The sequence below is a fragment of the Cellulomonas cellasea genome (genome assembly GCF_006538745.1).
In the GTDB taxonomy this organism is placed as follows: domain Bacteria; phylum Actinomycetota; class Actinomycetes; order Actinomycetales; family Cellulomonadaceae; genus Cellulomonas_A; species Cellulomonas_A cellasea.
This window is the reverse complement of the sequence record NZ_BJLR01000041.1, coordinates 77,636-103,080: the sequence shown is the minus strand read 5'-3', so window position 1 is coordinate 103,080 and position 25,445 is coordinate 77,636. Positions and strand designations below refer to the sequence as shown.

At 74.1% G+C, this 25,445-nt stretch carries 23 protein-coding genes; 21 read left to right on the top strand and 2 right to left on the bottom strand.

What is annotated here, in order from left to right:
• Positions 1-281, bottom strand: a 281-nt coding sequence (locus tag CCE01nite_RS20095; RefSeq protein ID WP_141372907.1) for a hypothetical protein, incomplete at its 3' end; no start/stop codon positions are given.
• A 205-nt stretch (positions 282-486) separates the two neighbouring features.
• Here CCE01nite_RS20095 and CCE01nite_RS20090 point away from each other — a divergent pair.
• The 6 genes from CCE01nite_RS20090 to hisF all read left to right on the top strand — a co-directional run bounded on the left by CCE01nite_RS20090 (position 487) and on the right by hisF (position 5,572).
• Positions 487-681 carry a ubiquitin-like protein Pup gene (locus CCE01nite_RS20090; RefSeq protein ID WP_034634353.1) on the top strand — a complete coding sequence of 65 codons (195 nt, stop codon included), beginning with the start codon at positions 487-489 and terminating at the stop codon, positions 679-681.
• 6 nt (positions 682-687) lie between these two features.
• Positions 688-1,545, top strand: coding sequence for a proteasome subunit beta (prcB, locus tag CCE01nite_RS20085; protein WP_034634351.1), 858 nt, complete (start codon positions 688-690; stop codon positions 1,543-1,545).
• Entirely contained in the window at positions 1,542-2,246 is a 705-nt protein-coding gene (gene prcA / locus CCE01nite_RS20080) for a proteasome subunit alpha (protein ID WP_034634350.1), read from the top strand. The genes prcB and prcA overlap by 4 nt, the downstream gene beginning before the upstream one ends.
• Positions 2,247-2,343: 97 nt before the next feature.
• Positions 2,344-3,705: a Pup--protein ligase gene (gene pafA, locus CCE01nite_RS20075; protein WP_034634348.1), complete on the top strand. Its 1,362-nt coding sequence runs from the start codon at positions 2,344-2,346 to the stop codon at positions 3,703-3,705.
• A 532-nt stretch (positions 3,706-4,237) separates the two neighbouring features.
• A complete protein-coding gene (locus CCE01nite_RS22280; RefSeq protein WP_246056780.1) occupies positions 4,238-4,798 on the top strand; it encodes an FKBP-type peptidyl-prolyl cis-trans isomerase in 561 nt (186 codons plus the stop codon).
• A 3-nt stretch (positions 4,799-4,801) separates the two neighbouring features.
• Entirely contained in the window at positions 4,802-5,572 is a 771-nt protein-coding gene (gene hisF, locus CCE01nite_RS20065) for an imidazole glycerol phosphate synthase subunit HisF (protein WP_034634346.1), read from the top strand.
• Between the two features lie 18 nt (positions 5,573-5,590).
• Here the strand turns inward: hisF and CCE01nite_RS20060 are convergent, their stop codons facing one another.
• On the bottom strand, positions 5,591-6,238 hold the full coding sequence (locus CCE01nite_RS20060) for a TIGR03085 family metal-binding protein (protein WP_034634345.1): 648 nt from the start codon (positions 6,236-6,238) through the stop codon (positions 5,591-5,593).
• 64 nt (positions 6,239-6,302) lie between these two features.
• Here CCE01nite_RS20060 and CCE01nite_RS20055 point away from each other — a divergent pair, with 64 nt between their 5' ends.
• From CCE01nite_RS20055 to CCE01nite_RS19985, 15 genes are all read left to right on the top strand, one after another.
• On the top strand, positions 6,303-8,198 hold the full coding sequence (locus CCE01nite_RS20055; RefSeq protein WP_034634343.1) for an ABC transporter ATP-binding protein: 1,896 nt from the start codon (positions 6,303-6,305) through the stop codon (positions 8,196-8,198).
• Entirely contained in the window at positions 8,195-10,030 is a 1,836-nt protein-coding gene (locus CCE01nite_RS20050; protein ID WP_052104418.1) for an ABC transporter ATP-binding protein, read from the top strand. Before CCE01nite_RS20055 ends, CCE01nite_RS20050 begins: the two co-directional genes overlap by 4 nt.
• A gap of 68 nt (positions 10,031-10,098) precedes the next feature.
• Entirely contained in the window at positions 10,099-10,533 is a 435-nt protein-coding gene (gene hisI / locus CCE01nite_RS20045; protein ID WP_052104417.1) for a phosphoribosyl-AMP cyclohydrolase, read from the top strand.
• A complete protein-coding gene (locus CCE01nite_RS20040) occupies positions 10,530-12,101 on the top strand; it encodes an anthranilate synthase component I (protein WP_034634342.1) in 1,572 nt (523 codons plus the stop codon). The genes hisI and CCE01nite_RS20040 overlap by 4 nt, the downstream gene beginning before the upstream one ends.
• Positions 12,094-12,795, top strand: coding sequence for a Trp biosynthesis-associated membrane protein (locus CCE01nite_RS20035; protein ID WP_141372906.1), 702 nt, complete (start codon positions 12,094-12,096; stop codon positions 12,793-12,795). The genes CCE01nite_RS20040 and CCE01nite_RS20035 overlap by 8 nt, the downstream gene beginning before the upstream one ends.
• 86 nt (positions 12,796-12,881) lie before the next feature.
• Positions 12,882-13,199: an HGxxPAAW family protein gene (locus CCE01nite_RS20030; protein ID WP_052104443.1), complete on the top strand. Its 318-nt coding sequence runs from the start codon at positions 12,882-12,884 to the stop codon at positions 13,197-13,199.
• Positions 13,200-13,266: 67 nt separating this feature from the next.
• Positions 13,267-13,734 (top strand): DUF4190 domain-containing protein, encoded by a 468-nt coding sequence (locus CCE01nite_RS20025; protein ID WP_052104442.1) that lies wholly within the window; start codon positions 13,267-13,269, stop codon positions 13,732-13,734.
• A 14-nt stretch (positions 13,735-13,748) separates the two neighbouring features.
• The gene (locus CCE01nite_RS20020; protein ID WP_052104441.1) at positions 13,749-14,276 is read left to right on the top strand and encodes a DUF2752 domain-containing protein; all 528 of its coding nucleotides are present in this window, start codon (positions 13,749-13,751) and stop codon (positions 14,274-14,276) included.
• A gap of 82 nt (positions 14,277-14,358) precedes the next feature.
• Positions 14,359-15,018: a DUF4190 domain-containing protein gene (locus CCE01nite_RS20015; RefSeq protein WP_052104440.1), complete on the top strand. Its 660-nt coding sequence runs from the start codon at positions 14,359-14,361 to the stop codon at positions 15,016-15,018.
• A gap of 129 nt (positions 15,019-15,147) precedes the next feature.
• A complete protein-coding gene (trpC, locus tag CCE01nite_RS20010; protein ID WP_034634482.1) occupies positions 15,148-15,960 on the top strand; it encodes an indole-3-glycerol phosphate synthase TrpC in 813 nt (270 codons plus the stop codon).
• Between the two features lie 53 nt (positions 15,961-16,013).
• Positions 16,014-17,312, top strand: a complete 1,299-nt coding sequence (trpB, locus tag CCE01nite_RS20005; protein ID WP_034634485.1) for a tryptophan synthase subunit beta — start codon at positions 16,014-16,016, stop codon at positions 17,310-17,312.
• Positions 17,309-18,145, top strand: coding sequence for a tryptophan synthase subunit alpha (trpA, locus tag CCE01nite_RS20000; RefSeq protein WP_034634481.1), 837 nt, complete (start codon positions 17,309-17,311; stop codon positions 18,143-18,145). Before trpB ends, trpA begins: the two co-directional genes overlap by 4 nt.
• A complete protein-coding gene (lgt, locus tag CCE01nite_RS19995; RefSeq protein ID WP_246056778.1) occupies positions 18,142-19,041 on the top strand; it encodes a prolipoprotein diacylglyceryl transferase in 900 nt (299 codons plus the stop codon). The genes trpA and lgt overlap by 4 nt, the downstream gene beginning before the upstream one ends.
• Positions 19,042-19,194: 153 nt before the next feature.
• Positions 19,195-23,766: a glutamate synthase large subunit gene (gltB, locus tag CCE01nite_RS19990; RefSeq protein ID WP_034634480.1), complete on the top strand. Its 4,572-nt coding sequence runs from the start codon at positions 19,195-19,197 to the stop codon at positions 23,764-23,766.
• Positions 23,759-25,249: a glutamate synthase subunit beta gene (locus CCE01nite_RS19985; protein ID WP_141372905.1), complete on the top strand. Its 1,491-nt coding sequence runs from the start codon at positions 23,759-23,761 to the stop codon at positions 25,247-25,249. The genes gltB and CCE01nite_RS19985 overlap by 8 nt, the downstream gene beginning before the upstream one ends.
• The last annotated feature ends 196 nt before the right edge of the window (positions 25,250-25,445 follow it).

Here is a 25,445-nt window from a genome sequence, read left to right as displayed (position 1 = left end):
GGGGGTGCTGCGGCGGCCCGCCGCTGCGCGCCGGCCGCGGCCCCCTGACGGCTGCGCATCCCCGCGAGGTGCGCCTGCCGGGCGTCGAGCGCCCCGACGGCGCGCTGCGAGAGGGACCAGAGCTCGCGCGCGTCGGGCCCGGTGAGATCGAGCCCGCAGCGGGCGCAGCGCGCGGTCGTGAGCGCCGCGGCGCACGACGGGCACGCGGTCGCGTCGGCCAGGAGGCGTCGGACGGCGGCGTACGGGTCGGGGCTCGGGCTCGGGCCCTGCGCGAGAGGCATGGCGGCATCCTGGCCCATGCCGGGTCACCGCCCGCCGCTGTGCACAGGAGCGGGCGCGCGACTCACCCGTCCGCGCCGCGGTCGCCCCGGCCGTCGCACGTCCGGGGCAGGGCCTAGGGTGGAGTGAGCGGGCCGCACGCGGGGCGCTTCGGCACCTGCACGCGCGTCCGTCCGAGGCACGACCGACGACACACGGGAGGTCACGATGGCTGGTCAGGAACACGGACGGGCCCGTCGCGAGGACGACGAGCCGGTCGACGCCCCGGAGCCCGCACCCGCGACGCCCGCCGCGCAGGCCCGCGACGCGGAGGTCGACGCGCTGCTCGAGGAGATCGACGAGGTCCTGGAGTCCAACGCGGAGCAGTTCGTGCGCGGGTTCGTGCAGAAGGGCGGTCAGTGAGCCTCGATGGGTCCGGATCACGCAGCCTCCCCGGGGCGGCTCCCGAGCGCGTTCCTCACGCCCGGGTCGCCGTCCTTCGTCGACTTCCTCGCCGGCCACGCCCCCTCGCTCCTGCCCGGTAACCGCCCGTTGCCATCCGTGGACGCACCGTCCGCCCCGCACGCGACGACCATCGTCGCGCTGACGTTCGACGGCGGCGTCGTCATGGCCGGCGATCGCCGCGCGACGATGGGCCCGACGATCGCGAGCCGCGAGATCGAGAAGGTCTTCCCGGCCGACGAGTTCTCCGCCGTCGGCATCGCCGGGACCGCGGGCCTCGCGGTCGAGCTCGTCCGGCTCTTCCAGCTCGAGCTCGAGCACTACGAGAAGATCGAGGGCACGCTGCTCTCGCTCGACGGCAAGGCCAACCGCCTCGCGACGATGATCCGCAGCAACCTCGGGCTCGCGATGCAGGGGCTCGCGGTCGTCCCGCTGTTCTGCGGCTTCGACCTCGACCGCCACCGCGGGCGGATCTTCTCCTACGACATCACGGGCGGGCGCTACGAGGAGCACGAGCACCACAGCGTGGGCTCGGGCTCGGTGTTCGCGCGCGGCTCGCTCAAGAAGCTGTGGCGCCCGGGCCTCGACGTCGCCGGCGGCGTGCGCGTCGCGGTCGAGGCGCTCGTCGACGCCGCGGACGACGACTCCGCGACGGGCGGGCCCGACGAGAGCCGGCGCATCTGGCCCGTCGTGGCGACCGTGACCGAGGCGGGCTACGTCCGTGTCCCCGACGACGACCTCGCGCGTGTCGTGGGCGACGTGACCACCGCGCGCCGGGCCGAGCACGACCGGAGCCGTCTCGCACGAGGAGGTGAGCAGCGATGAGCATGCCGTTCTACGTCTCGCCCGAGCAGCTCATGAAGGACCGCGCGGACTACGCCCGCAAGGGCATCGCGCGCGGCCGGTCGGTCGTGGTGCTGCAGTACGACGACGGCATCGCGTTCGCCACCGAGAACCCCTCGCGCGCGCTGCACAAGATCTCGGAGATCTACGACCGCATCGCGTTCGCCGCGGTCGGCAAGTACAACGAGTTCGAGAACCTGCGCGTCGCGGGCGTCCGGTACGCCGACCTGCGCGGCTACTCCTACGACCGGCAGGACGTCAACGCGCGCGGGCTCGCGAACGCGTACGCGCAGACGCTCGGCACGGTCTTCACGACCGAGTCCAAGCCGCTCGAGGTCGAGCTCGTCGTCGCCGAGGTGGGGGACCGCGCCGAGGCCGACCAGGTGTACCGCCTGTCGTACGACGGGTCGGTCGCGGACGAGCACGGGTACGTCGTGATGGGCGGCGAGGCCGAGCGCCTCGGTGTGCTGCTCGCGGACGGCTGGCGCCCCGGGCTCCCGCTCGCCGAGGTGCTCGAGCTCGCGGTGCGCGTCCTCGGCACCCCCGCGGAGGGTGACCCCCGGCGCATTCCCGCGAGCCAGCTCGAGGTCGCGGTGCTCGACCGGACCCGTCCCCGTCGCGCGTTCCGCCGGCTCTCCGGGGTCGCGCTCGAGGACCTGCTCGGAGCGGTCCCGCAGCCCTGAGGGCGCCGGCCGGCACCCGTCCGCGGGGCGCACGGCGCACCGGCCCGCCGAGCACCGGCGGCGCACCCTGAGGGACACTGACGACGAGGAGGCACCCATGGACCGTCGCATCTTCGGTCTCGAGACCGAGTACGGCGTCACGTGCGCGTCGGACGACGGGCGCGGCCTGTCCGCGGACGAGGTCGCCCGGTACCTGTTCCGCAAGGTCGTGGCGTGGGGACGCTCGTCGAACGTGTTCCTGCGCAACGGCTCGCGGCTGTACCTCGACGTCGGCTCGCACCCCGAGTACGCGACCGCCGAGTGCGACGACGTGCGCCAGCTCGTGACCCACGACCGCGGCGGCGAGCGCATCCTCGAGGGGCTGGTCGCGGACGCGCAGCAGCGGCTCGAGCACGAGGGCCTCGCGGGGCGCATCCACCTGTTCAAGAACAACACCGACTCGGCCGGCAACTCCTACGGCTGCCACGAGAACTACCTCGTGCGCCGCCAGGGCGACTTCTCGCGCCTGTCCGACGTGCTCGTGCCGTTCCTCATCACGCGCCAGGTCCTCACCGGCGCGGGCAAGGTCCTCTCCACGCCGCGCGGCGCGGTGTACTGCCTCTCGCAGCGCGCCGACCACATCTGGGAGGCGGTCTCGAGCGCGACGACGCGGTCACGGCCGATCATCAACACGCGCGACGAGCCGCACGCCGACGCGGAGCACTACCGGCGCCTGCACGTCATCGTCGGGGACTCGTCGATGTCGGAGACGACGACGATGCTCAAGGTCGGCTCGACCGACCTGATCCTGCGCATGATCGAGGCCGGGGTCCCCATGCGCGACATGGCGCTCGAGAACCCGATCCGGGCGATCCGCGAGATCTCGCACGACATGACGGGCACGCAACCGGTCGCGATGGCGAACGGGCGGTCGATGACGGCCGTGGACCTGCAGGAGGAGTACCTCGCGCGGGTCAAGGAGTTCGTCGACTCTGAGGTCGACGCGACGCCGGTCGTCAAGCAGGTCCTCGACCTGTGGGAGCGCGGGCTGCGCGCGATCCGGACGGGGGACCTGTCGCTCGTCGAGCGCGAGCTGGACTGGGTCATCAAGTACCGGCTCATCGAGCGGTACCGCGCCAAGCACGGCCTCGAGCTGTCCGACGTGCGGGTCGCGCGGATGGACCTGGCGTACCACGACATCTCCCGCACCGAGGGGCTGTACAACCTGCTCGCCGCCCGCGGTCTCGTGGAGCGCGTGACGACGGACCTCGAGGTGTTCGAGGCGACGGCCGTCCCGCCGCAGACCACGCGCGCCAAGCTCCGGGGCGACTTCGTGCGGCGGGCGCAGGAGGCCCGCCGGGACTACACGGTCGACTGGGTGCACCTCAAGCTCAACGACCAGGCGCAGCGGACCGTGCTGTGCAAGGACCCGTTCCGCAGCGTCGACGACCGGGTCGAGAGGCTCATCGAGTCGATGTGACGCGTCGGCGGCACCCGTCCCGACCGGCAGCCGACGCGCACGCGGAGCGCCCCCGCGCGGCGCCCGCTGGGTCCTGCGCGGGTGCCGCCGGGGCGCGAATGCGTTCCCGGGCGCGCCGCCCGTCCCCGTACAGTGTGGGCCGACATGCGAGCGGAGAGGAGCGTCGTGCGACGTCTGGGAGCCGTGGCGGTGGCGGTCGCGCTGCTGGTCACCGGGTGCACGGCACCCGAGGAGGAGACGCTCGACGTGGTCGTCTCGGGCGAGCCGGGGGAGCGCCCGACGATCACCTACCGCACCCCGCTCAGCGTCGACGAGACGGTCTCCACGGTGATCTGGCCGGGCTCGGGGCCGGAGCTCGTCGAGGGGCGACCGGCGCTCGTCGACTTCTGGCTCGAGGACGCGACCGACGCGACGGTCGTGAAGGAGAGCTACTCCACGAACCCGACCGCACGCATCCTGTCGGCCGAGGACCTCGGCGAGGACCTCTACGAGACGCTGCGCGGCCAGCGCGTCGGGGCACGGCTGCTGCAAGGTGAGCCCGGCACCGGGCAACGGCGCCGCGGACTTCCCGACCGTGACGGTCCTCGACGTGCTGCCCACGCGCGCCGCCGGCGAGGTCATGACGCCGCGCGAGGGGCTCCCCGCCGTCGCGCTCGCCGACGACGGCTCCCCGTCGATCACGCCCTCGGCCGCCGAGCCGCCCACCGAGCTCGTGACGCAGCAGCTCCTGCGCGGCACCGGCGAGCAGGTCGCCGAGGGCGACGTCATCACGGTGCAGTACACGGGCTTCTCGTGGACCACGGGCGCGCCGTTCGAGTCGACGTGGACGAGCGGGAGCCCGGTGTGGTTCTCCCTCGACAGCGTCCCGGCGTGGTCGGCGCTCGTCGAGCAGCCCGTCGGCAGCCAGGTCATGCTCGTCGTCCCGCCGTCGTACCCGCTCGGCGTGACGCAGAGCGAGGAGCTCCAGGGCCAGACGGTGGTGTTCGTGATCGACCTGCTCGCGAGCCGCGCGGCCACGACCCCCGCGGACGCCCCGGCGCCCGACGCGACCGCACCCGCCGGCGACGGCACCGAACCGACGACGGAGGGCTGAGCCGTGTCGCTCGCACTGCGCGTGATCCCGTGCCTCGACGTCGACGCGGGCCGCGTCGTCAAGGGCGTCAACTTCGAGAACCTGCGGGACGCCGGCGACCCGGTCGAGCTCGCGCACCGGTACGACGCCGAGGGCGCCGACGAGCTCACCTTCCTCGACGTGTCGGCGTCGTCGGGCAACCGCGAGACGACCTACGACGTCGTGCGCCGGACCGCCGGGGAGGTCTTCGTCCCCCTGACGGTCGGCGGGGGCGTCCGGTCGACCGACGACGTGGACCGCCTGCTGCGCGCCGGCGCGGACAAGGTGGGAGTGAACACCGCGGCGATCGCCCGCCCGCAGCTCATCGCGGAGATCGCCGAGCGGTTCGGGAGCCAGGTCCTCGTGCTGTCGGTCGACGCCCGCCGCGTGACCGGCGACACGCGCACCGACTCGGGGTACGAGGTCACGACGCACGGCGGACGGCAGGGGACGGGGATCGACGCCGTCGCGTGGGCCGCGCAGGCCGCGGAGCTCGGCGCGGGGGAGATCCTGCTCAACTCGATGGACGCCGACGGCACGACCGCCGGCTTCGACCTGCAGATGCTCGGCGCCGTGCGCCGCGAGGTCCGGGTCCCGCTCATCGCGAGCGGCGGCGCGGGCACCCCGGAGCACTTCGTCGAGGCGGCCCGGGCGGGCGCGGACGCGGTGCTCGCCGCGAGCGTCTTCCACTTCGGGGCGCTCACGGTCGGCGACGTCAAGCAGGCGCTGCGCGACGCGGGCGTCACCGTCCGCTGAGCGCCCGGCGCCGGGCCGTCAGCGGAACGGCAGCGCCTCGCGCACCGCGTCGACGTCGGACGCCGCGCCCTCGACCGTGACCCGCGTGGCGGCGCCTCGGCCGAAGCCGTGCAGCAGCAGGTCCGCGACGGACCCGCGCACCACGACGGTCCCGAACCCGCGCGCGGGCCGCTTGACGACGCGGCGCACACCGTCGGGGCGCACGAGCACGACGCCCGCGGCGACCTTGCGGTAGGTCAGCCGGGCCGCGCGCAGCAGCTGCGACCAGAGCGCCTGCTCGCGCTCCGGCTCGAGCGCGCGGTCCTCGCCCGTCCCGGCGCCGCGGCGCACGTCCTCGGTGTGCACGAAGAACTCGACGAGGTTCGCGGCGTCGCCCGCCCACGTCATGGGGTGCCACGCGGGCGGCTCGGCGGCGACGCGCGCGACGAGGTCGCGGAACCCGCCCTCGCTCAGCCCGGCCTGCGCGAGGTCCTCGATCGCCTGCTCCGCGCGGCCGGCGAGCGGCGGCACCGCGAGCCCGACGGGGACGACCAGCGAGCCCTCGCGCAGCACCACGTGCGCGGCGAGGTGGCGCGCCTGCCAGCCCTCGCACAGCGTCGGGGCGTCGGGGCCGGCGTCGGTCAGGGCCTGCGCGAGCTCGCGTCGTTCGAGGGTGTGCCACGTCATCCGGGCATCGTCGCACGTGCGTGAGACGATGGTGCGATCCCCGCCCGCCCCGGAAGGACCTGCTGTGCCCACGCGTGCCCGACCCCCCGCCGGGGTCGCCCTGACCGGCTCCGTCGCCCGGCGGTCGGTCCAGCTCCTCGTCCGGGGCATGGTGTCCCAGCCGTGGACCTATACGTGGGCCGTCCTGCTGTCCGCGGCGTTCGGCACGCTCACCGTCATGGTGAGCCGCGTGCTCGGCTGGGTGACCGACGGCGTCGTCGTCCCGGCGATCGACGGCTCGGCGGACGCGCGCGACCGGATCTGGCAGGCGGGCCTCGCGCTCGCCGCGGTGGCCCTGGCGCTCGCGCTCGCTGTGGCCGGCCGCCGCATCTTCGCGGGGATGGGCGTCGCGGACCAGCAGGCCGACCAGCGCGTCCGGGTGACCCGCCAGTACCTGCGCCTGCCGATGTCGTGGCACCGCCGCCACCCCACCGGCCAGCTCCTCGCCAACGCGAGCTCGGACGTCGAGGCCTCGACGTCGGTGTTCAACCCGCTGCCGTTCGCGCTCGGGGTCGTCGTGATGATCCTCGTCGCGGCGGTCGGGCTGCTGCGCACGGACGTGTGGCTCGCGCTCGCGGCGCTCGTCGTCATCCCGCTCGCGGTCGTCGCGAACGTCGTGTTCCAGCGGCGGATGTCCCCGGCGATCACGCGCGCGCAGCAGCTGCGCTCCGAGGTCTCCGACATCGCGCACGAGAGCTTCGAGGCGGGCGTGCTGGTCAAGTCCCTGGGCACCGAGGACCGCGAGGTCGTGCGGTTCGCCGAGCGCGCGGGCGAGCTCCGGGACGCCAACATCCGGGTGGGTGTCGTGCGCGCGCTGTTCGACCCGGTGATCGACGTGCTGCCCGGCATCGGGACGCTGCTCGTGCTGCTCGTCGGCGCGGTGCGCGTGGCCGACGGCGCCGTGGGCACGGGCGACGTCGTGGCCGCCGCATACCTGCTGACGATGCTCGGGGTCCCGGTGCGGGCTTTCGGCTGGGTGCTCGGGGAGCTCCCGCGCTCGCTCGTCGGCCACGACCGCGTCGCGCGCGTGCTCGACTCCTCGGCCGTGCCCGTCGACGGCACGGCGACGCTGCCCCGGGCTGCGGCCGGTGCGCACGCGCAGATGCGGGGCGTCGGCGTCCGGGTCGGCTCGGGGGACACCGCGGCGGACCTGCTCGTGGACGTCGACCTCGACGTCGCGCCGGGCCGGACCGTCGCGGTCGTCGGCTCGACGGGTGCGGGCAAGACGACGCTCGTGTCGCTGTTCAGCCGGCTCTCCGACCCGACGGCGGGATCCGTGCTGCTCGACGGCCAGGACCTGCGCGACGTGCGGCCCGCCGACATCGCGGCGCAGGTCGCGCTCGTCGCGCAGTCGACGTTCGTCTTCGAGGACTCGGTGCGCGCCAACGTCACGCTGTGCGACGACGACGACCCGCAGGCGCCGACCGACGCGCAGGTGTGGGAGGCGCTCGCCGCCGCGCACGTCGACGACGTGGTGCGCGCGCTGCCCGGCGGGCTCGACGCCCGGCTCGGGGAGCGCGGGTCCAACCTCTCGGGCGGCCAGCGCCAGCGGATCGCCCTCGCCCGCGCGCTCGTGCGGTCCCCGCGACTGCTCGTGCTCGACGACGCGACGTCCGCGGTGGACCCCGGCATCGAGCAGGCGATCCTCACCGGGCTGCGCCCGCGGGACGGCGGCGCGCCCGGCTCGGTGAGCGTGCTCATGGTGGCCTACCGCATGTCGTCGGTGCTGCTCGCCGACGAGGTCGTGCACCTCGAGAACGGCCGCGTCGTGGACCAGGGGACCCACGACGAGCTGCTCGCGCGCGACCCCGGCTACCGGGCGCTCGCGACGGCGTACGAGCAGGAGTCGCTGCGCCGGGCGCGCGTGGCCGCCGACGCGCTCGACGACGAGGCCGACGCCGCGCGCGGGGTGGCCCGATGAGCAGGCGGGGGCGCACGCCCGAGCCGGGTCCGGAGGCGTCGGCGCGCGGGATCTCCGCGACCGAGCTCGGGGTCCTCGCGACCCTGCGCCGCGGCGTCCAGGTCTCGCCGCAGCTGCTCGACGGCCTCGCGCTGACCGTGGTGCTCGCCGTCCTCGCGGCGCTGGGCCGCGTGCTGGTGCCCGTGACCGTGCAGCAGACGATGGACACCGGGATCCTCGCGTCCGGCGGCCCCGACGTGCGGCGCGTCGTCACGCTCGTCGTCGTCGCGGCGACGGGCCTGCTGCTCGGTGCCGCGTGCTCGGCCCTGGTCAACGTGCGGCTGTTCCGCGCGAGCGAGCGGGGTCTGGTCGCGCTGCGCGTGCGCGCGTTCCGGCACGTGCACGACCTGTCGGCGCTGACCCTCGACGCCGAGCGGCGCGGCTCGCTCGTCTCGCGCGTCACGTCCGACGTCGACACCATCTCGATGTTCGTGCAGTGGGGCGGCATCATGCTGCTCGTCTCGCTGCTGCAGATCTCGGTCGCGACGGTGCTCATGGCCGTGTACTCGTGGCAGCTCACGATCCTCGTGTGGCTGTCGTTCCTGCCGCTCGTGCTCGTCCTGCGCCCGCTGCAGAAGCGGGTCAACGCCGCGTACACGCTCGTGCGCGCGCGGGTCGGCGCGATGCTCGGGGCCGTCTCCGAGGCCGTCGTCGGCGCCGAGACGGTCCGGGCCTACGGGGTCCAGGAGCGCACCGGGCGGCGGATCGACGAGTCGGTCCGGGCCACGCGTCAGGCGATGGTGCGCGCGCAGAACGTCGTGGCCGTCGTGTTCTCGAGCGGCGTCCTCGTCGCCAACCTCGTGCTCGCGGTCGTCGTCGTGGCCGGCATGTACCTCGGCGTCGCGGGCGACCTGACCGTCGGGCGGCTGCTCGCGTTCCTCTTCCTCGTCCAGCTCTTCACCGGCCCGGTGCAGATGGCGACGGAGATCCTCAACGAGCTGCAGAACGCGGTCGCCGGCTGGCGCCGCGTGCTCGCCGTGATCGAGACGCCCGTGCTGGTTCCCGACCCCGGCGAGGACGGCGTGGACTCCCCGCGCGGCCCGGCGACGGTCGAGCTGCGGGGCGTCGGCTTCGCCTACCCGGACGGCCCGCCCGTCCTGCACGGCATCGACCTGACGATCCCGGCGCGCACGTCGGTCGCGGTCGTCGGCGCGACCGGCTCGGGCAAGACGACGGTCGCGAAGCTCGTCGCGCGGCTGATGGACCCGACGACGGGCGAGGTCCTGCTCGACGGGGTCGACCTGCGCCGCATCCGGTCCGCGAGCCTGCGCGAGCGCGTCGTGATGGTGCCCCAGGAGGGCTTCCTGTTCGACGCGACGCTCGGGGAGAACCTCGCGTACGGCTGGCGCGGCGGCTCCGGGCCCGACGGCGTCGACGAGGTGCACCTGCTCACGGCGCTCGACGACCTCGGGCTGCGGGACTGGCTCGCGGAGCTGCCCCAGGGGCTCGCGACCCCGGTCGGTCAGCGCGGCGAGTCGCTGTCGGCAGGGGAACGCCAGCTCGTCGCGCTCGCGCGGGCCTACCTCGCGGGTGCGGACCTGCTCGTGCTCGACGAGGCGACGTCGGCGGTCGACCCCGCCACCGAGGTCCGCATCGCGCGCGCGCTCGACTCGCTCACGCACGGCCGCAGCACCCTCACGATCGCGCACCGGCTCTCGACCGCCGAGGCGTCCGACCTCGTCGTCGTGGTCGACGCGGGCCGCGTCGTGGAGACCGGGTCGCACGCCGAGCTGCTCGCGCTCGGCGGCGTCTACGCGGGCATGCACGGCTCCTGGGTGTCCCAGACCCGCTGACCCGCACCGTGCGTCCGCGGGCGTGACCGCTGCGGCGGCGGCGCGCGGCGTCGTGGGAGGATTCCGGCGTGGTCGCCTCGTCCGCGCCGTCCGTCGGCGCCCCCGTCCCCCCGTCCGCGCTGGACCCGCAGGTCGCCGCGCGCCTGAGCCGTGACGGCGCGGGTCTCGTGGCGGCCGTCGTGCAGCAGCACGACACCGGTGACGTCCTCATGGTCGGCTGGATGGACGACGAGGCGCTTGCCCGCACGCTGACGTCGGGTCGCGTGACGTTCTGGAGCCGGTCACGCCAGGAGTACTGGCGCAAGGGCGACACGTCCGGCCACGCGCAGTACGTGAAGTCCGTGAGCCTCGACTGCGACGGCGACGCCCTGCTCGTCCAGGTCGACCAGGTCGGCGCCGCCTGCCACACCGGGACCCGCACGTGCTTCGAGGCGGGCGGACCGCTGCCCGCCGTCGTCGGGGTCCGCCCCGAGTCCACCCCGAGCACCGAAGGAGCGCGATGAGCACCGCCACGACCCCGCCCCAGGCACCTGCGGTCCAGGTCCCGTGGGGCACGACGTGGCCGGCGCTCGGAGAGTTCCGCACGCTCGCCGCGGACCGGCGGGTCGTCCCCGTCGTGCGGCGCCTGCTCGCGGACGACGTGACGCCGGTGGGCCTGTACCGCACGCTCGCGCAGGGCCGCCCGGGCACGTTCGTGCTCGAGTCCGCCGAGTCCGACGGCACGTGGTCGCGTTACTCGTTCGTCGGGGTCCGCTCGCGCGCGACACTCACCTCGCGCGACGGCCGCGCCGTGTGGACGGGCGACGTGCCCGTGGGCGTGCCGCTCGACGGCGCACCGCTCGACGTCCTCGCCGAGACGCTCGAGGTCCTGCGCACGCCCGCCGTCCCCGGCCTGCCGCCCCTCACGGGCGGGCTGGTCGGCGCGCTCGGCTGGGACATCGTCCGGCAGTGGGAGCCCACGCTGCCCGCGAAGGCGCCCGACGAGCTCGGCGTCCCCGAGCTCACGCTGTGCCTCGCGAGCGACCTCGCGGTGGTCGACCACGTCGACGGCTCGGTCTGGCTCGTGGCGAACGCGATCAACTTCGACGACACCGACGAGCGCGTCGACGAGGCCCACGCGGACGCTGTCGCGCGCCTCGACGCGATGCAGACCGCGCTGGCCACCCCGGCGCCGCCCGCGACCGCGGTGCTCGTCGAGGAGGGCGAGCCCGAGCTCGAGTTCCGCTCGACCCGCGAGGAGTTCGAGCAGGCCGTGCGCGTCGGCCAGGAGGCGATCCGCGACGGCGAGGTGTTCCAGATCGTCCTCTCCCAGCGCCTCGACCTCGACTGCCCCGCGGAGCCCATCGACGTCTACCGGGTGCTGCGCACGATCAACCCGAGCCCGTACATGTACTACCTGCAGCTGCAGGACGCCGAGGGCGGGGACTTCGCGGTCGTCGGCTCGAGCCCCGAGACCCTCGTCAAGGTCACCGAGGGGCGCGTCGTGACGTTCCCCATCGCCGGGTCCCGGCCGCGCGCCGCCACGCCCGAGGCCGACCGCGAGCTCGGCGAGGAGCTGCTCGCCGACCCCAAGGAGCGCGCCGAGCACATCATGCTCGTCGACCTGTCCCGCAACGACCTCGTCAAGGTCTGCGAGCCGGCGAGCGTCGAGGTCGTCGAGTTCATGGCCGTCAAGCGCTTCAGCCACATCATGCACATCTGCTCGACGGTCGTGGGGCAGCTCCGCGCGGGCGCCACCGCGCTGCAGACCCTCGTCGCGACGTTCCCCGCCGGCACGCTCTCGGGGGCCCCGAAGCCGCGGGCGATCGCGCTGATCGACGAGATCGAGCCCGCCCGGCGGGGGATCTACGGCGGGACGGTCGGGTACTTCGACCTCGCGGGCGACATGGACATGGCCATCGCGATCCGCACCGCGCTGATCCGCGACGGCCGCGCCTCGGTGCAGGCCGGGGGCGGCATCGTGGCGGACTCGGTGCCCGCGCTGGAGTACGAGGAGTCGCGCAATAAGGCCGCGGCGGCGGTGCGTGCCGTGCAGGTCGCGGCCCGGCTGCGACCGGCGACCGGTGGCTGACGCGGACCCCGGCGCGACCGGGGGCGGCGGGACCGGGGGCGACCGGGACGCGGGACGCCGGACGCCGGCGGTCCCCGGTGGCCCGGACGCGGCGGCGCGAGCCGGGACGTCGGGTGGCCGACGACGCGGGCGCACCGCGGGCCTGCTCGTCCTCGCGGCGCTCGTCACGGCCGGGTCGAGCGTGCCCGTGTGGCTCCGCGCGACCGGCTCGAGCGCCGTCCGGGGTGAGGTCGACGTCCCCGTCACCGGCACGCAGGCCGCCCCGGCGGTGCTCGCGGCCGCCGTCGCGCTGCTCGCGGCCGCCGCCGCCGTCGGGCTCGTGGGCCGCGTCGGCCGGTGGGTCGTCGCGACCGTCGTCGCGGCCGCCGGGGCGACCGTCGTCGTCTCCGCGCTCGCGGTGCTCGCCGACCCGGAGGGTGCCGCCCGCACGGTCGTCGCCGCGGTCACCGGCGTCGGTGCGCTCGCGGGGCCGGCTGCGCCGACGGCGTGGCCTGCCGTCACCGTCGCGGTCGGCGCGCTCGACGTGCTGGCAGCGGTCGCCGTCGTGGTGTCCTCGCGACGCTGGGCCGCGCCGACGAGCCGGTACGGCGCCGCCAGGGCCGCCGGTGGCCGGGGGACGGGCACCGCGCATCCCGACCCCGACGACGACCGCTCCGCGTGGGACGCCCTCAGCAGGGGCGACGACCCGACCTGACCGGCTGGGCAGCACCGCCCCGAGCCTGCTGATCAGCGGCGTTCCGCTAGGGTTAACCGCAGAACACGATCGAAAGGCGCTGCCACATGGCCGAGCACTCCGTCGAACGCCGGCACACCGGCTCGACCCCCAACGGGACGCACTCCAACGAGGTCGCGTACCTCCCGCTGAGCACCCCTCCGACCAACCACGGTCACACCACCGCCGCCTGGACGCTCGTCGTCCTCGTCGTCGTCGGATTCACGATCTCGGCGCTCGCCGTGACCTTCGCGGTCGTCTGGCTCTTCTGGGCCGGCCTCGCGGTGTGCCTCCTCGGCATCGTCGTCGGCAAGGTCCTCCAGGCCATGGGCCACGGGCAGGGCGGCAAGGCGACGCTCGCGAAGCAGTCCGGCTCGGGTCACTGACCCCCACGCGCCCGCGCACGACCCCGACCGGCGGACCTCCCGACCGGCCTGACCCCTGGAGATAGAGATGTCGACCCCGAACGAGCCGCAGGACCCGTACGCCGCCGGCAACCAGCCCGAGCAGCCGAGCACCCCCAGCTCGCCCCAGTACCCGTCGGCTCCGCAGTACGGCGCGCCCCAGGGCGGCGGCTACCCGCAGGCGCCGCAGTACGGCAACGCGCCGGGGTACGGCGGCGGCTACGGGCAGAACTTCCCGAAGAACAACCTCGCCGTGTGGGCCCTCGTGCTCGGCCTCGTGGGCATCGTCCTCCAGTGCGGGTTCCTCACCGGCATCCCCGCCGTCATCGTCGGCAACAAGGCCCGCAAGGCTGCGGCTGCAGGCGAGGCCAACAACGGTGGTATGGCGCTTGCGGGCGTGATCCTCGGCTGGGTGGCCATCGCGCTGTCGGTGCTCGTCCTCATCTGGCTCTTCGCGCTCGGTGGGTTCGCGGCGTACATGGAGAGCATCGACCAGCTCAGCACGAGCACCTACTGAGCGAGGACCTGCTGGTGCACGGCACCGCTCGGACGCACGGCCCGACCCCTTTCCCGGGGTCGGGCCGTGCGCCGTCCCGGGCCGACCGCACCCGCGCCCGCCTGCGTGCAGCCGCCGCGCCGCTCGCCGCCGGCGGCGTCACCGTCGCCGCCGTCACGCTGGTCGCGACGGTCGACCCCCACCGGCCGGGGAGCTACGGCGTCTGCCCGTTGTACGCCCTGACCGGGCTGTACTGCGCCGGGTGCGGCGGCCTGCGGGCCACGTACGACCTCGCGCACGGCGACCTCACGGGTGCCTGGGCCATGAACCCCGTGTGGGTCCTGCTCGTCCCGGTGGTCGTCGCCCTGTGGGCCGCGTGGCTGGCCCGGCGATGGGCGCTCCCCGACCCCGAGGGCGCCGCACCGGCGCTCGCCGCGGCCGGCTCCGCCCGGTCGACGGGCTCCGCGGCGCGGCGCGCCCTGCCCTGGGCGGTGCTGTCCCTCGTCCTGCTGTACTCCCTCGCGCGCAACCTCCCCGGCCTCGGCCCGGCGCTGGCCCCCTGAGGCGGAGCCCGAGCGGCTCACCGGCAGGGCTCCGCGTCGATACACTCGCGCGCACCGCTCCGACGACCGTGAGGACCCCGAGATGACCACGCCCGGCGACCCGACGCCGCAGGACCCCGCGACGGCGCGCGACGGCCGGTCGGCACCGACGCCCGACGGCACGGGGACACCGCCCGCCGCCGGGCACGCGCCGATCGACCTCACGAAGCCCCGCGGCACCGAGACGGCGTCCGGCGCACCGGCACCGGCCTCCGCTGCGCCCGGCCAGGCGGCCGCAGGCGAGCCGCCCGTCGCTCAGCCGTACGCCCAGGGCCAGCCCGGCGCCGCGCAGCCCGCGGCCCAGCCGTACGCACGGCAGTACGCGCAGGGCCAGCCCTACGCGGGTCAGCCCTACCCCGGTCAGCCGTACCCCGGTCAGCCGTACCCCGGCCAGCCGTACGCGCCGGCGTACGTGTACCCGAAGAACCAGCTCGGGGTCTGGTCGCTCGTGCTCGGGATCGTCGGCATCGTCGTGGGCTGCGTGTTCGTCACGGGCATCCCGGCGGTCATCCTCGGCAACAACGCCAAGCGCGCGGTCGCGGCGGGCGAGGCGAACAACCTCGGCATGGCGCAGGCGGGGATCGTGCTCGGGTGGATCTCGATCGCGCTCGGTGTGGTCGCCCTCGGCTTCGTCGTCCTCTACGTGGTGGGCGTCGCGGGGGTCCTCGGGCTGTCCTTCCTTTCGAACGGGACCGGGTACTGAGGGACCGGGTACGGCCCCGCACGGTCCCACGACCTGGCGCGTGGTCCTTTCGTCCCGTGTGCCCCTCTACGATGAGCCCAAGACCACCGGTCGCCCCGGCGACGAGGCTCGAGGGAAGGTGACGAGACGATGACCGTGCTCGACGACATCGTCGCCGGCGTCCGGGAGGACCTCGCCCAGCGCGAGGCCGCGACGCCCCTGGCCGCACTCAAGGAGCGCGCGGCGCGTGCCCCCGAGGCCAAGGCGTGCGTGAACCGGCTGCGCGTCGCCGACGCGGTCACCGTGATCGCCGAGGTGAAGCGCTCGAGCCCGAGCAAGGGCGCGCTGGCGTCGATCGCGGACCCCGCGAAGCTCGCGGCGGAGTACGAGAAGGGCGGCGCGTCCGTCATCTCGGTGCTCACCGAGCAGCGGCGGTTCAACGGCACGCTCGCGGACCTCGACTCGGTGCGTGCCGCCGTCGACATCCCGGTGCTGCGCAAGGACTTCGTCGTCACGCCGTACCAGGTGTGGGAGGCGCGCGCGCACGGCGCCGACCTCGTCCTGCTCATCGTCGCGGCGCTCGAGCAGACGGTGCTCGAGTCGCTCGTCGAGCGCGTGCACTCCCTCGGCATGACGGCCCTGGTCGAGGTGCACGACGCCGAGGAGGTCGCGCGCGCCGTCGACGCGGGGGCGAAGATCATCGGTGTGAACTCCCGTGACCTCAAGACCCTCGACGTCGACCGCGGCACGTTCGCGCGCGTCGCCCCCTCGATCCCGGCCGGCATCGTCAAGATCGCCGAGTCGGGCGTGCGCGGCCCGCACGACGTCATGGACTACGCGCGCGCCGGCGCTGACTCGGTGCTGGTGGGCGAGGCCCTGGTGACCGACGACGCGCCGCGCGAGTCGGTCGCCGACCTCGTCGCCGCCGGGTCGCACCCCTCGCTGCGGGCGGTGCGCCAGTGACCGGGCGCCCGGGGCTGCCGGAGGGTGGCGCGGCGCAGGCGCTGCGCGAGGCCATGGCGATCGCCGGCCCGCTCAGCACGCACCAGGGACCGTACTTCGGCGACTTCGGCGGCCGGTTCGTCCCGGAGGCGCTGATCGCGGCGCTCGACGAGCTCGACACGGCGTACCACAAGGCGCTCGCGGACCCCGCGTTCGGCGCCGAGCTCGCGCGCCTGCACAAGACGTACACGGGCCGCCCGAGCCCGCTGACCGAGGTCCCCCGGTTCGCCCGGCACGTCGGCGAGGGCGTCCGGGTCTTCCTCAAGCGCGAGGACCTCAACCACACCGGTTCGCACAAGATCAACAACGTGCTCGGGCAGGCGCTGCTGGTCAAGCGCATGGGCAAGACGCGCGTGATCGCCGAGACGGGCGCGGGCCAGCACGGCGTCGCCACGGCGACGGCCGCCGCGCTCATGGACCTCGAGTGCACGGTGTACATGGGCGAGGAGGACACGCAGCGCCAGGCCCTCAACGTCGCGCGGATGCGCCTGCTCGGCGCCGAGGTCGTCCCCGTGACGATCGGTGCCCGCACGCTCAAGGACGCGATCAACGAGGCCCTGCGCGACTGGGTGGCCAACGTCGAGACGACCCACTACCTGCTCGGCACCGTGACCGGTCCGCACCCGTTCCCCGAGATGGTGCGCGACTTCCACAAGGTCATCGGCGAGGAGGCCAAGCTCCAGCTCGCCGAGGAGATCGGCCGGCTGCCCGACGCCGTCGCGGCGTGCGTGGGCGGCGGCTCGAACGCGATGGGCATCTTCAACGCGTTCCTCGACGACGCGGACGTGCGCCTGTTCGGCTTCGAGGCGGGCGGCGAGGGCGTCGACTCCGGCCGGCACGCGTCGCGGTTCAACGGCGGTGTGCCGGGCGTGCTGCACGGCGCGAAGTCCTACCTCCTGCAGGACGAGGACGGCCAGACGCTGCCGAGCCACTCGATCTCCGCGGGGCTCGACTACCCGAGCGTCGGCCCCGAGCACTCGTGGCTGCACGACATCGGCCGCGCCGAGTACCGCCCCGTGACCGACGTCGAGGCGATGGACGCGTTCCGGGTGCTGTGCCGGACCGAGGGGATCATCCCCGCGATCGAGTCGGCGCACGCCCTGGCCGGGGCGATCAAGCTCGGCCAGGAGGCCCGTAGGTGGGACGTGCCGGACGGCGCCGACCCGGTGATCCTGATCAACCTGTCGGGCCGCGGGGACAAGGACGTCGCGACCGCGGCGCGCTGGTTCGGCCTGCTCGACGACACGACGGCGTCGGGCTACTCGGGCAAGGACCAGGCACTGAACGAGGGCAGGGGAGGGCTGGCGCCGTGAGCGAGACCACCGTCCGTGCGACGACGGCCCCGCGCCTCGCGGAGCTCGCCGCCGGCACATCCGAGACGCCGGGGCGGGCCGCGCTGATCGGGTACCTGCCGGTCGGCTACCCCGACGTGCCCGGCTCGGTCGAGGCCGTGCGCACGCTGATCGACGCGGGCGCTGACGTCATCGAGCTCGGCATGCCGTACACCGACCCGGTGCTCGACGGCCCGCTGATCCAGCAGGCCGTCGGCCACGCGCTCGCGCACGGGACGCGCGTGACGGACACGCTGCACGCGCTCGAGCAGGTCGCGGGTCGCGGCGCACCGGTGCTCGTCATGACGTACTGGAACCTCGTGCTGCGCTACGGCGTCGAGGCGTTCGCCCGGGACCTCGCGTCCGCCGGGGGAGCCGGGCTCATCACGCCCGACCTGATCCCCGACGAGGCGGCCGACTGGATGGCGGCGTCGCAGGCGCACGACCTGGACCGCGTGTTCCTCGTCGCCCCGAGCTCGACGCCCGAGCGGCTCGTCTCGACCGTCGCCGCGTCGCGCGGCTTCGTGTACGCGGCGTCGACCATGGGCGTCACGGGCGTCCGGGCGAGCGTCGGCTCGCAGGCCGAGCGGCTCGTCGCGGACACCCGCGCCGCGGGCGCCGAGCGCGTGTGCGTCGGCCTCGGCGTCTCGACCGCGGAGCAGGCCGCCGAGGTCGCCCGCTACGCCGACGGGGTGATCGTCGGGTCGGCCTTCGTGCGCCCGCTCGTCGAGGCAGCCGACCTCACGTCCGGTCTCGACGCGCTCGCCGCGGCCACCTCGACGATCGCAGCCGGGGTGCGCGGGGCGCGCGCGTGACCTCGGTCGCGTCGGTGCTCGCCGCGATCCCTGCGTCGATCCCGAGCCCGCCCGAGTCCGTCTGGTACCTGGGCCCCTTCCCGCTGCGCGCGTACGCGCTCGCGATCCTCGCGGGCATCGTCGCCGCCGTCCTCATCACCCGGCGGCGCTGGGCGGAGCGCGGCGGCGCGCCGGACGACGTCCTGGAGATCGCGTTCTGGGCGGTGCCGTTCGGCATCGTGGGCGGCCGGGTCTATCACGTGCTGAGCTCGCCGGACGCGTACTTCGGGCCCGGCGGCGACCCGTGGCGCGCTCTCGCGATCTGGGAGGGCGGCCTCGGGATCTGGGGCGCGGTCGCGCTCGGCGCCGTCGGTGCGTGGATCGGGTGCCGCCGCCAGGGCGTGCGCCTCGCGCCGTTCGCGGACGCCCTCGCGCCCGGGCTGCTCGTCGCGCAGGCGGTCGGCCGGCTCGGGAACTGGTTCAACCAGGAGCTGTTCGGCGGCCCGACGACGCTGCCGTGGGGCCTGCAGATCGACGACCTGCACCTCCCGGCCGGGTACGAGTCCGGCACGCTGTTCCACCCGACGTTCCTGTACGAGCTGCTGTGGAACCTCGGCGCGGCGGCGGTGCTCGTCGTGCTGGACCGGCGTCTGAGGCTCGGTCACGGTCGCGTATTCTGGCTCTACGTCGTCCTCTACACGGCAGGACGGCTCTGGATCGAGCTGCTGCGCATCGACCCCGCCGAGACGATCGGACCGTTCCGCCTCAACGTCTGGACGTCGATCATCGTGGGCCTCGGGGCGCTGGTAGCGTTCGTCGTGGTCGGACGCCGGCATCCCGGACGCGAGACGACTCTCCTGCTGGATCCACCGGCGCCGCAGGAGCACGAGGAGAGCTCACCGCAGACCGACCGCTGACCGCGGTCCGGTGTGTGAGCCACCTCACACTGCGCGACGAGTCCGCCTGGGAAAGCGGCGGGTATCGTCGCCACGCGTTTGGGCCAACGACGTCCCACGTTTCCCCCATGTTCGTGCTACACCCCGGTCTCGGGGTTCGTGAGGACGGTACTGATGCCCACGTCGCCCGTGAGCCATGGCGCTCTGCGTGCGCCGTCGTCGCAGGGTCTGTACGACGCTGCCGCCGAGCGTGACGCCTGCGGTTTCGCGTTCGTCGCCACCCTGCGCGGCACGCCCGGGCGCGACATCGTCGACGCCGGCCTGACCGCCCTGCTCAACCTCGACCACCGCGGTGCGGTCGGTGCGGAGGAGAACAGCGGCGACGGCGCCGGGATCCTCACCCAGATCCCTGACGCGTTCCTGCGCGACGTGGTCGACGCCGAGCTCCCGCCGGCCGGCCGCTACGCGATCGGCATGGCGTTCCTCCCGGTCGACGCCGACGAGCAGGCCGCCGCCGTGCGCGCCATCGAGGCGATCGCGGTCGAGGAGAAGCTCGACGTCCTCGCGTGGCGCGACATCGCGGTGACGCCCGAGCTCGTCGGCCCGACGGCGCGCGGCTCGATGCCGGTCTTCCGCCAGCTCGTCGTCGCCGACCCGTCGCGCGAGCTCGCCGGGGTCGACCTCGACCGCCGGGCGTTCCGCCTGCGCAAGCGCGCCGAGCGCGAGGTCGACGTCTACTTCGCCTCGCTGTCCGCGCGCACCCTCGCTTACAAGGGCATGCTCACGCCCGGCCAGCTCGAGCCGTTCTTCGCGGACCTGTCCGACCCGCGCTACGCGTCCGAGCTCGCGCTCGTGCACTCGCGCTTCTCGACGAACACGTTCCCGTCGTGGCCGCTCGCCCAGCCCTTCCGGCTGCTCGCGCACAACGGTGAGATCAACACCGTGCGTGGCAACCGCAACTGGATGGCCGCGCGCGAGGGCACCCTCGCGAGCGAGGCGCTCGGCGACCTCGCGCCGCTCCTGCCCATCTGCACGCCCGGTGGGAGCGACTCGGGCAGCTTCGACGAGGTGCTCGAGCTGCTGCACCTCGCGGGCCGCTCGCTGCCGCACGCGATCATGATGATGATCCCGGAGGCGTGGGAGAACCACGCCCAGATGGACCCCGCGCGGCGCGCGTTCTACGAGTACCACTCGACGCTCATGGAGCCGTGGGACGGCCCGGCGGCGATGACGTTCACGGACGGGACGCTCGTCGGCTCGGTCCAGGACCGCAACGGGCTGCGCCCGGGCCGCTTCTGGGTCACCGAGGACGGGCTCGTCGTCATGGCCAGCGAGGCCGGCGTGCTCGACATCGACCCCGCCACGGTCGTGCGCAAGGGCCGCCTCGAGCCCGGCAAGATGTTCCTCGTCGACACCGGCCAGGGCCGGATCATCGAGGACTCGGAGATCAAGGCGCAGCTCGCGGCGCAGCGCCCGTACGACGAGTGGATGCGCGAGCACTCCGTCTCGCTCGACCAGCTCCCGGAGCGCGAGCACGTCGCGCACTCGGCCGCGTCGGTGCGCCGCCGCCAGCGCGCCTTCGGGTACACCGAGGAGGAGCTCAAGATCATCCTGTCGCCGATCGCGGCGACGGGTGCCGAGCCGCTGGGTGCGATGGGCTCCGACACGCCGGTCGCGGTGCTCTCGAGCCGCCCGCGCCTGCTATTCGACTACTTCACGCAGATGTTCGCGCAGGTGACGAACCCGCCGCTGGACGCGATCCGCGAGGAGCTCGTCACGTCGATCGGCGGCGCGATCGGCCCCGAGCCGAACCTGCTCGACGACACCCCGCTGCACGCCCGCAAGCTCATGCTGCCGTTCCCCGTGATCGACAACGACGAGCTCGCGAAGATCGTGCGCATCGACAAGGACCCGCGCCTCGCGGGCATCTTCCGTGCCATCACGGTGCGGGGGCTGTACCGGGTCGACGGCGGGGGAGCGGCCCTCGAGGCGCGCCTCGAGGAAATCTTCGCCGAGGTCGACGCCGCGGTCGCGGACGGCGTGAGCTTCATCGTGCTCTCGGACCGGGACGGCGACGCCGACCTGGCGCCGATCCCGTCGCTCCTGCTGTCGAGCGCCGTGCACCACCACCTGCTGCGCCGGCACACCCGCACGCAGGTCTCGCTCGTCGTCGAGGCCGGCGACGTGCGCGAGGTGCACCACGTCGCGCTGCTCATCGGCTACGGCGCGGCGGCGGTCAACCCGTACCTCGCGATGGAGACCGTCGAGGACCTCGCGCGCAGCGCGTACGTCCCCGGCGTCGAGCCGGAGCAGGCCGTCAAGAACCTCATCAAGGCGCTCGGCAAGGGCGTCCTGAAGGTCATGTCGAAGATGGGCATCTCGACGATCGCGTCCTACCGCGGCGCGCAGGTCTTCGAGGCCATCGGCCTGTCCGCGGCGCTCGTCGACCGCTACTTTGCGGGCACGACGAGCCGGCTCGGCGGGATCGGCCTCGACGTCATCGCGGCGGAGGTCGCGGCCCGGCACGCCGACGCGTACCCGGCGAGCGGGAACCGGCTGCCGCACCAGCGCCTCGCGGTCGGTGGCGAGTACCAGTGGCGTCGCGACGGCGAGGACCACCTGTTCGACCCCGAGACCGTCTTCCGGCTGCAGCACTCGACGCGCACGCGCCAGTTCGACGTGTTCCGGCAGTACTCGGACCGGGTCAACGAGCAGTCGTCGCGGCTCATGACGATGCGCGGCCTCCTGACGTTCAAGGAGGGCGCACGCCCGCCGGTGCCGCTCGACGAGGTCGAGCCGGTCTCGGAGATCGTCAAGCGGTTCAGCACGGGCGCGATGTCCTACGGCTCGATCTCGGCCGAGGCGCACGAGACGCTCGCGGTCGCCATGAACCAGCTCGGCGCCAAGTCGAACACCGGTGAGGGCGGCGAGGACTCCGAGCGCCTGCACGACCCGGTGCGCCGCAGCGCGATCAAGCAGATCGCGTCGGGCCGCTTCGGCGTGACGTCGGAGTACCTGACGAACGCGGACGACATCCAGATCAAGCTCGCGCAGGGCGCCAAGCCCGGCGAGGGCGGGCAGCTGCCCGGTCACAAGGTGTACCCGTGGGTCGCCAAGACGCGGCACTCGACGCCCGGCGTCGGCCTCATCTCGCCGCCGCCGCACCACGACATCTACTCCATCGAGGACCTCGCGCAGCTCATCCACGACGCGAAGAACGCGAACCCGTCGGCGCGCGTGCACGTCAAGCTCGTCAGCGAGTTCGGCGTCGGCACGGTCGCGGCGGGTGTGGCCAAGGCGCACTCGGACGTCGTGCTCATCTCGGGCCACGACGGCGGCACCGGCGCGAGCCCGCTCACGTCGCTCAAGCACGCCGGGACGCCGTGGGAGATCGGCCTCGCCGAGACCCAGCAGACGCTCGTGCTCAACAACCTCCGCGACCGCGTCGTCGTGCAGGTCGACGGCCAGCTCAAGACGGGCCGCGACGTGCTCGTCGGGGCGCTGCTCGGCGCCGAGGAGTTCGGCTTCGCGACGGCGCCGCTCGTGGTCTCGGGCTGCATCATGATGCGCGTCTGCCACCTCGACACCTGCCCGGTGGGCGTCGCGACGCAGAACCCGGAGCTGCGTGCGCGGTTCAACGGTCGCCCCGAGTTCGTCGTGAACTTCTTCGAGTTCATCGCCGAGGAGGTCCGCGAGCTGCTCGCGCGACTCGGCTTCCGGACGCTGCTCGAGGCGGTCGGCCACGTCGAGATGCTCGACACCCGCCCGGTCATCGACCACTGGAAGGCCGCGGGCCTCGACCTGTCGCCCGTGCTCGCCGTCCCGGAGCCGGAGCCCGGCTCGGCGCTGCACAACACGCAGGGCCAGGACCACGGGCTCGAGCGTGCGCTCGACAACCAGTTCATCGCGCTGGCCGGCGACGCCCTCGAGCGCGGCGAGCCCGTGCGCATCGCGCTGCCGGTCCGCAACGTCAACCGCACGGTCGGCACGATGCTCGGTCACGAGGTCACCAAGCGTTACCACGGTTCCGGCCTGCCCGACGACACGATCGACGTGACCCTCACGGGCTCCGCCGGCCAGTCGTTCGGCGCGTTCCTGCCCCGCGGCATCACGCTGCGGCTGTTCGGCGACGCGAACGACTACGTCGGCAAGGGCCTGTCGGGCGGGCGGATCGTCGTGCGCCCCGACCGCAACGCGGTGCTCATCGGCGAGAACAACGTCGTCGCAGGCAACGTCATCGGGTACGGCGCCACCAGCGGGGAGATCTTCCTGCGCGGGCTCGTGGGCGAGCGCTTCGGCGTGCGCAACTCGGGCGCGTCGCTCGTCGTCGAGGGCGTGGGCGACCACGGCTGCGAGTACATGACGGGCGGCACGGTGCTCGTGCTCGGCACGACGGGCCGCAACTTCGCGGCGGGCATGTCGGGCGGCACGGCGTACGTGCTCGACCTCGAGCCGGCGCTCGTCAACACGGCGTCCGTGAAGAGCGGCGAGCTCACGCTCAGCCCGCTCGACGACGAGGACGCCGCGGTCGTCGAGACGCTGCTGCGCCGGCACCACGCCGAGACGGACTCGCCGGTCGCCGCCGAGCTCCTCGCCGACCTCGACGCGACGCGCACCCGCTTCACGCGCGTGCTCCCGAGCGAGTACGCCCGGGTCCGCCGTGCGCTCGCGCAGGCTGAGGCCGACGGGCTGGACCCGGCGGCGCCGGGGGTGTGGGACCAGATCCTGGAGGTGGCACGTGGCTGACCAGCGAGGCTTCCTCAAGACCCGGGACCGCGAGCTCCCGCCGAGCCGCCCGGTCCCCGTCCGGCTCATGGACTGGCGCGAGGTGCACGAGCACCGCACCGCCGACGGCACCGCCGTCGACGAGGCGATGCTGCACCGCCAGGCGGGTCGCTGCATGGACTGCGGCATCCCGTTCTGCCACAACGGCTGCCCGCTCGGGAACCTGATCCCCGAGTGGAACGACCTCGTGTGGCGCGGCCAGTGGGCCGACGCGTCCGAGCGCCTGCACGCGACGAACAACTTCCCGGAGTTCACGGGGCGCATCTGCCCGGCGCCGTGCGAGTCGAGCTGCGTGCTCGGCATCAACCAGCCGCCGGTCACGATCAAGAACGTCGAGGTCTCGATCATCGACGAGGCGTTCGACCGCGGCTTCGTGACGCCGCAGGTGCCCCAGCGGCTCACGGGCTTCACGGTCGCCGTCGTCGGCTCGGGCCCCGCCGGGCTCGCCGCCGCGCAGCAGCTCACGCGCGCCGGCTACACGGTCGCCGTGTACGAGCGCGACGACGAGATCGGCGGGCTCCTGCGCTACGGCGTCCCCGACTTCAAGCTCGAGAAGCACCACATCGACCGGCGCCTCAAGCAGATGAAGGCCGAGGGGACCCGGTTCCGCCCGGGCGTCGAGATCGGCCGCGACATCACGTGGGACCAGCTGCACAGCCGGTTCGACGCGATCGTCGTCGCGACCGGCGCGACGGTCCCGCGCGAGCTGCCCCTGCCCGGTCGCGAGCTCGAGGGCGTGCACGTCGCGATGGACTACCTGCACCAGGCGAACGCCGTGGTCGCGGGCAAGGAGGTCGTCGACCAGATCACGGCGACCGGCAAGCACGTCGTGATCATCGGCGGCGGCGACACCGGCTCGGACTGCCTCGGCACCGCGCTGCGCCAGGGCGCCGCGTCGGTCACGACGCTCGCGATCGGCAAGCAGCCGCCCACGGAGCGCCCCGAGAACCAGCCGTGGCCGACGGACCCGCTGGTCTTCGAGGTCTCGAGCTCCCACGAGGAGGGCGGCGAGCGCACCTACCTGGCCTCGACCGTCGCGTTCGTGGGCGGCGAGGGCGACGACGCGGGTCACGTGCGCGGGCTGCGCCTCGCGACGACCGAGTACCTGCCCGACGGCCGCCGCGTCCCCGCGTCCGGCACGGAGCGGGACATCCCGGCCGACCTCGTGCTCATCGCGATGGGCTTCACGGGGCCCGAGACCGAGACGCTCGTCGGGCAGGCCGGGACCGAGCTCACCTCCCGCGGGCTCGTGCAGCGCACGGACGACTTCGCGACGTCGGTCCCGGGGGTCTTCGTGGCCGGCGACGCCGGCCGGGGGCAGTCCCTGATCGTCTGGGCCATCGCGGAGGGGCGTGCCGCGGCCGCAGCGGTCGACCGGTTCCTCTCGGGCGGCACGGAGCTCCATGCGCCGGTCACCGCGGGCACGGTGGCGCTGCGTCCCTAGAGCACCCGTCCACGTCGCCGCGGTGCTCACGGAGCGGGCCCGGGACGTCGGTCCCCATCCCGTACCCCACGAAGGGCCTAGGTTTCCCGATGCGCGCTGACCGCCGCCCGGCGACGCGCGCCTGCGTGACCCCTGAACCGTCCACGCGTGCGCCCGGGCCGTCGGCCTGCGCGCGGCGCCCGAGCGCGGCGACGGC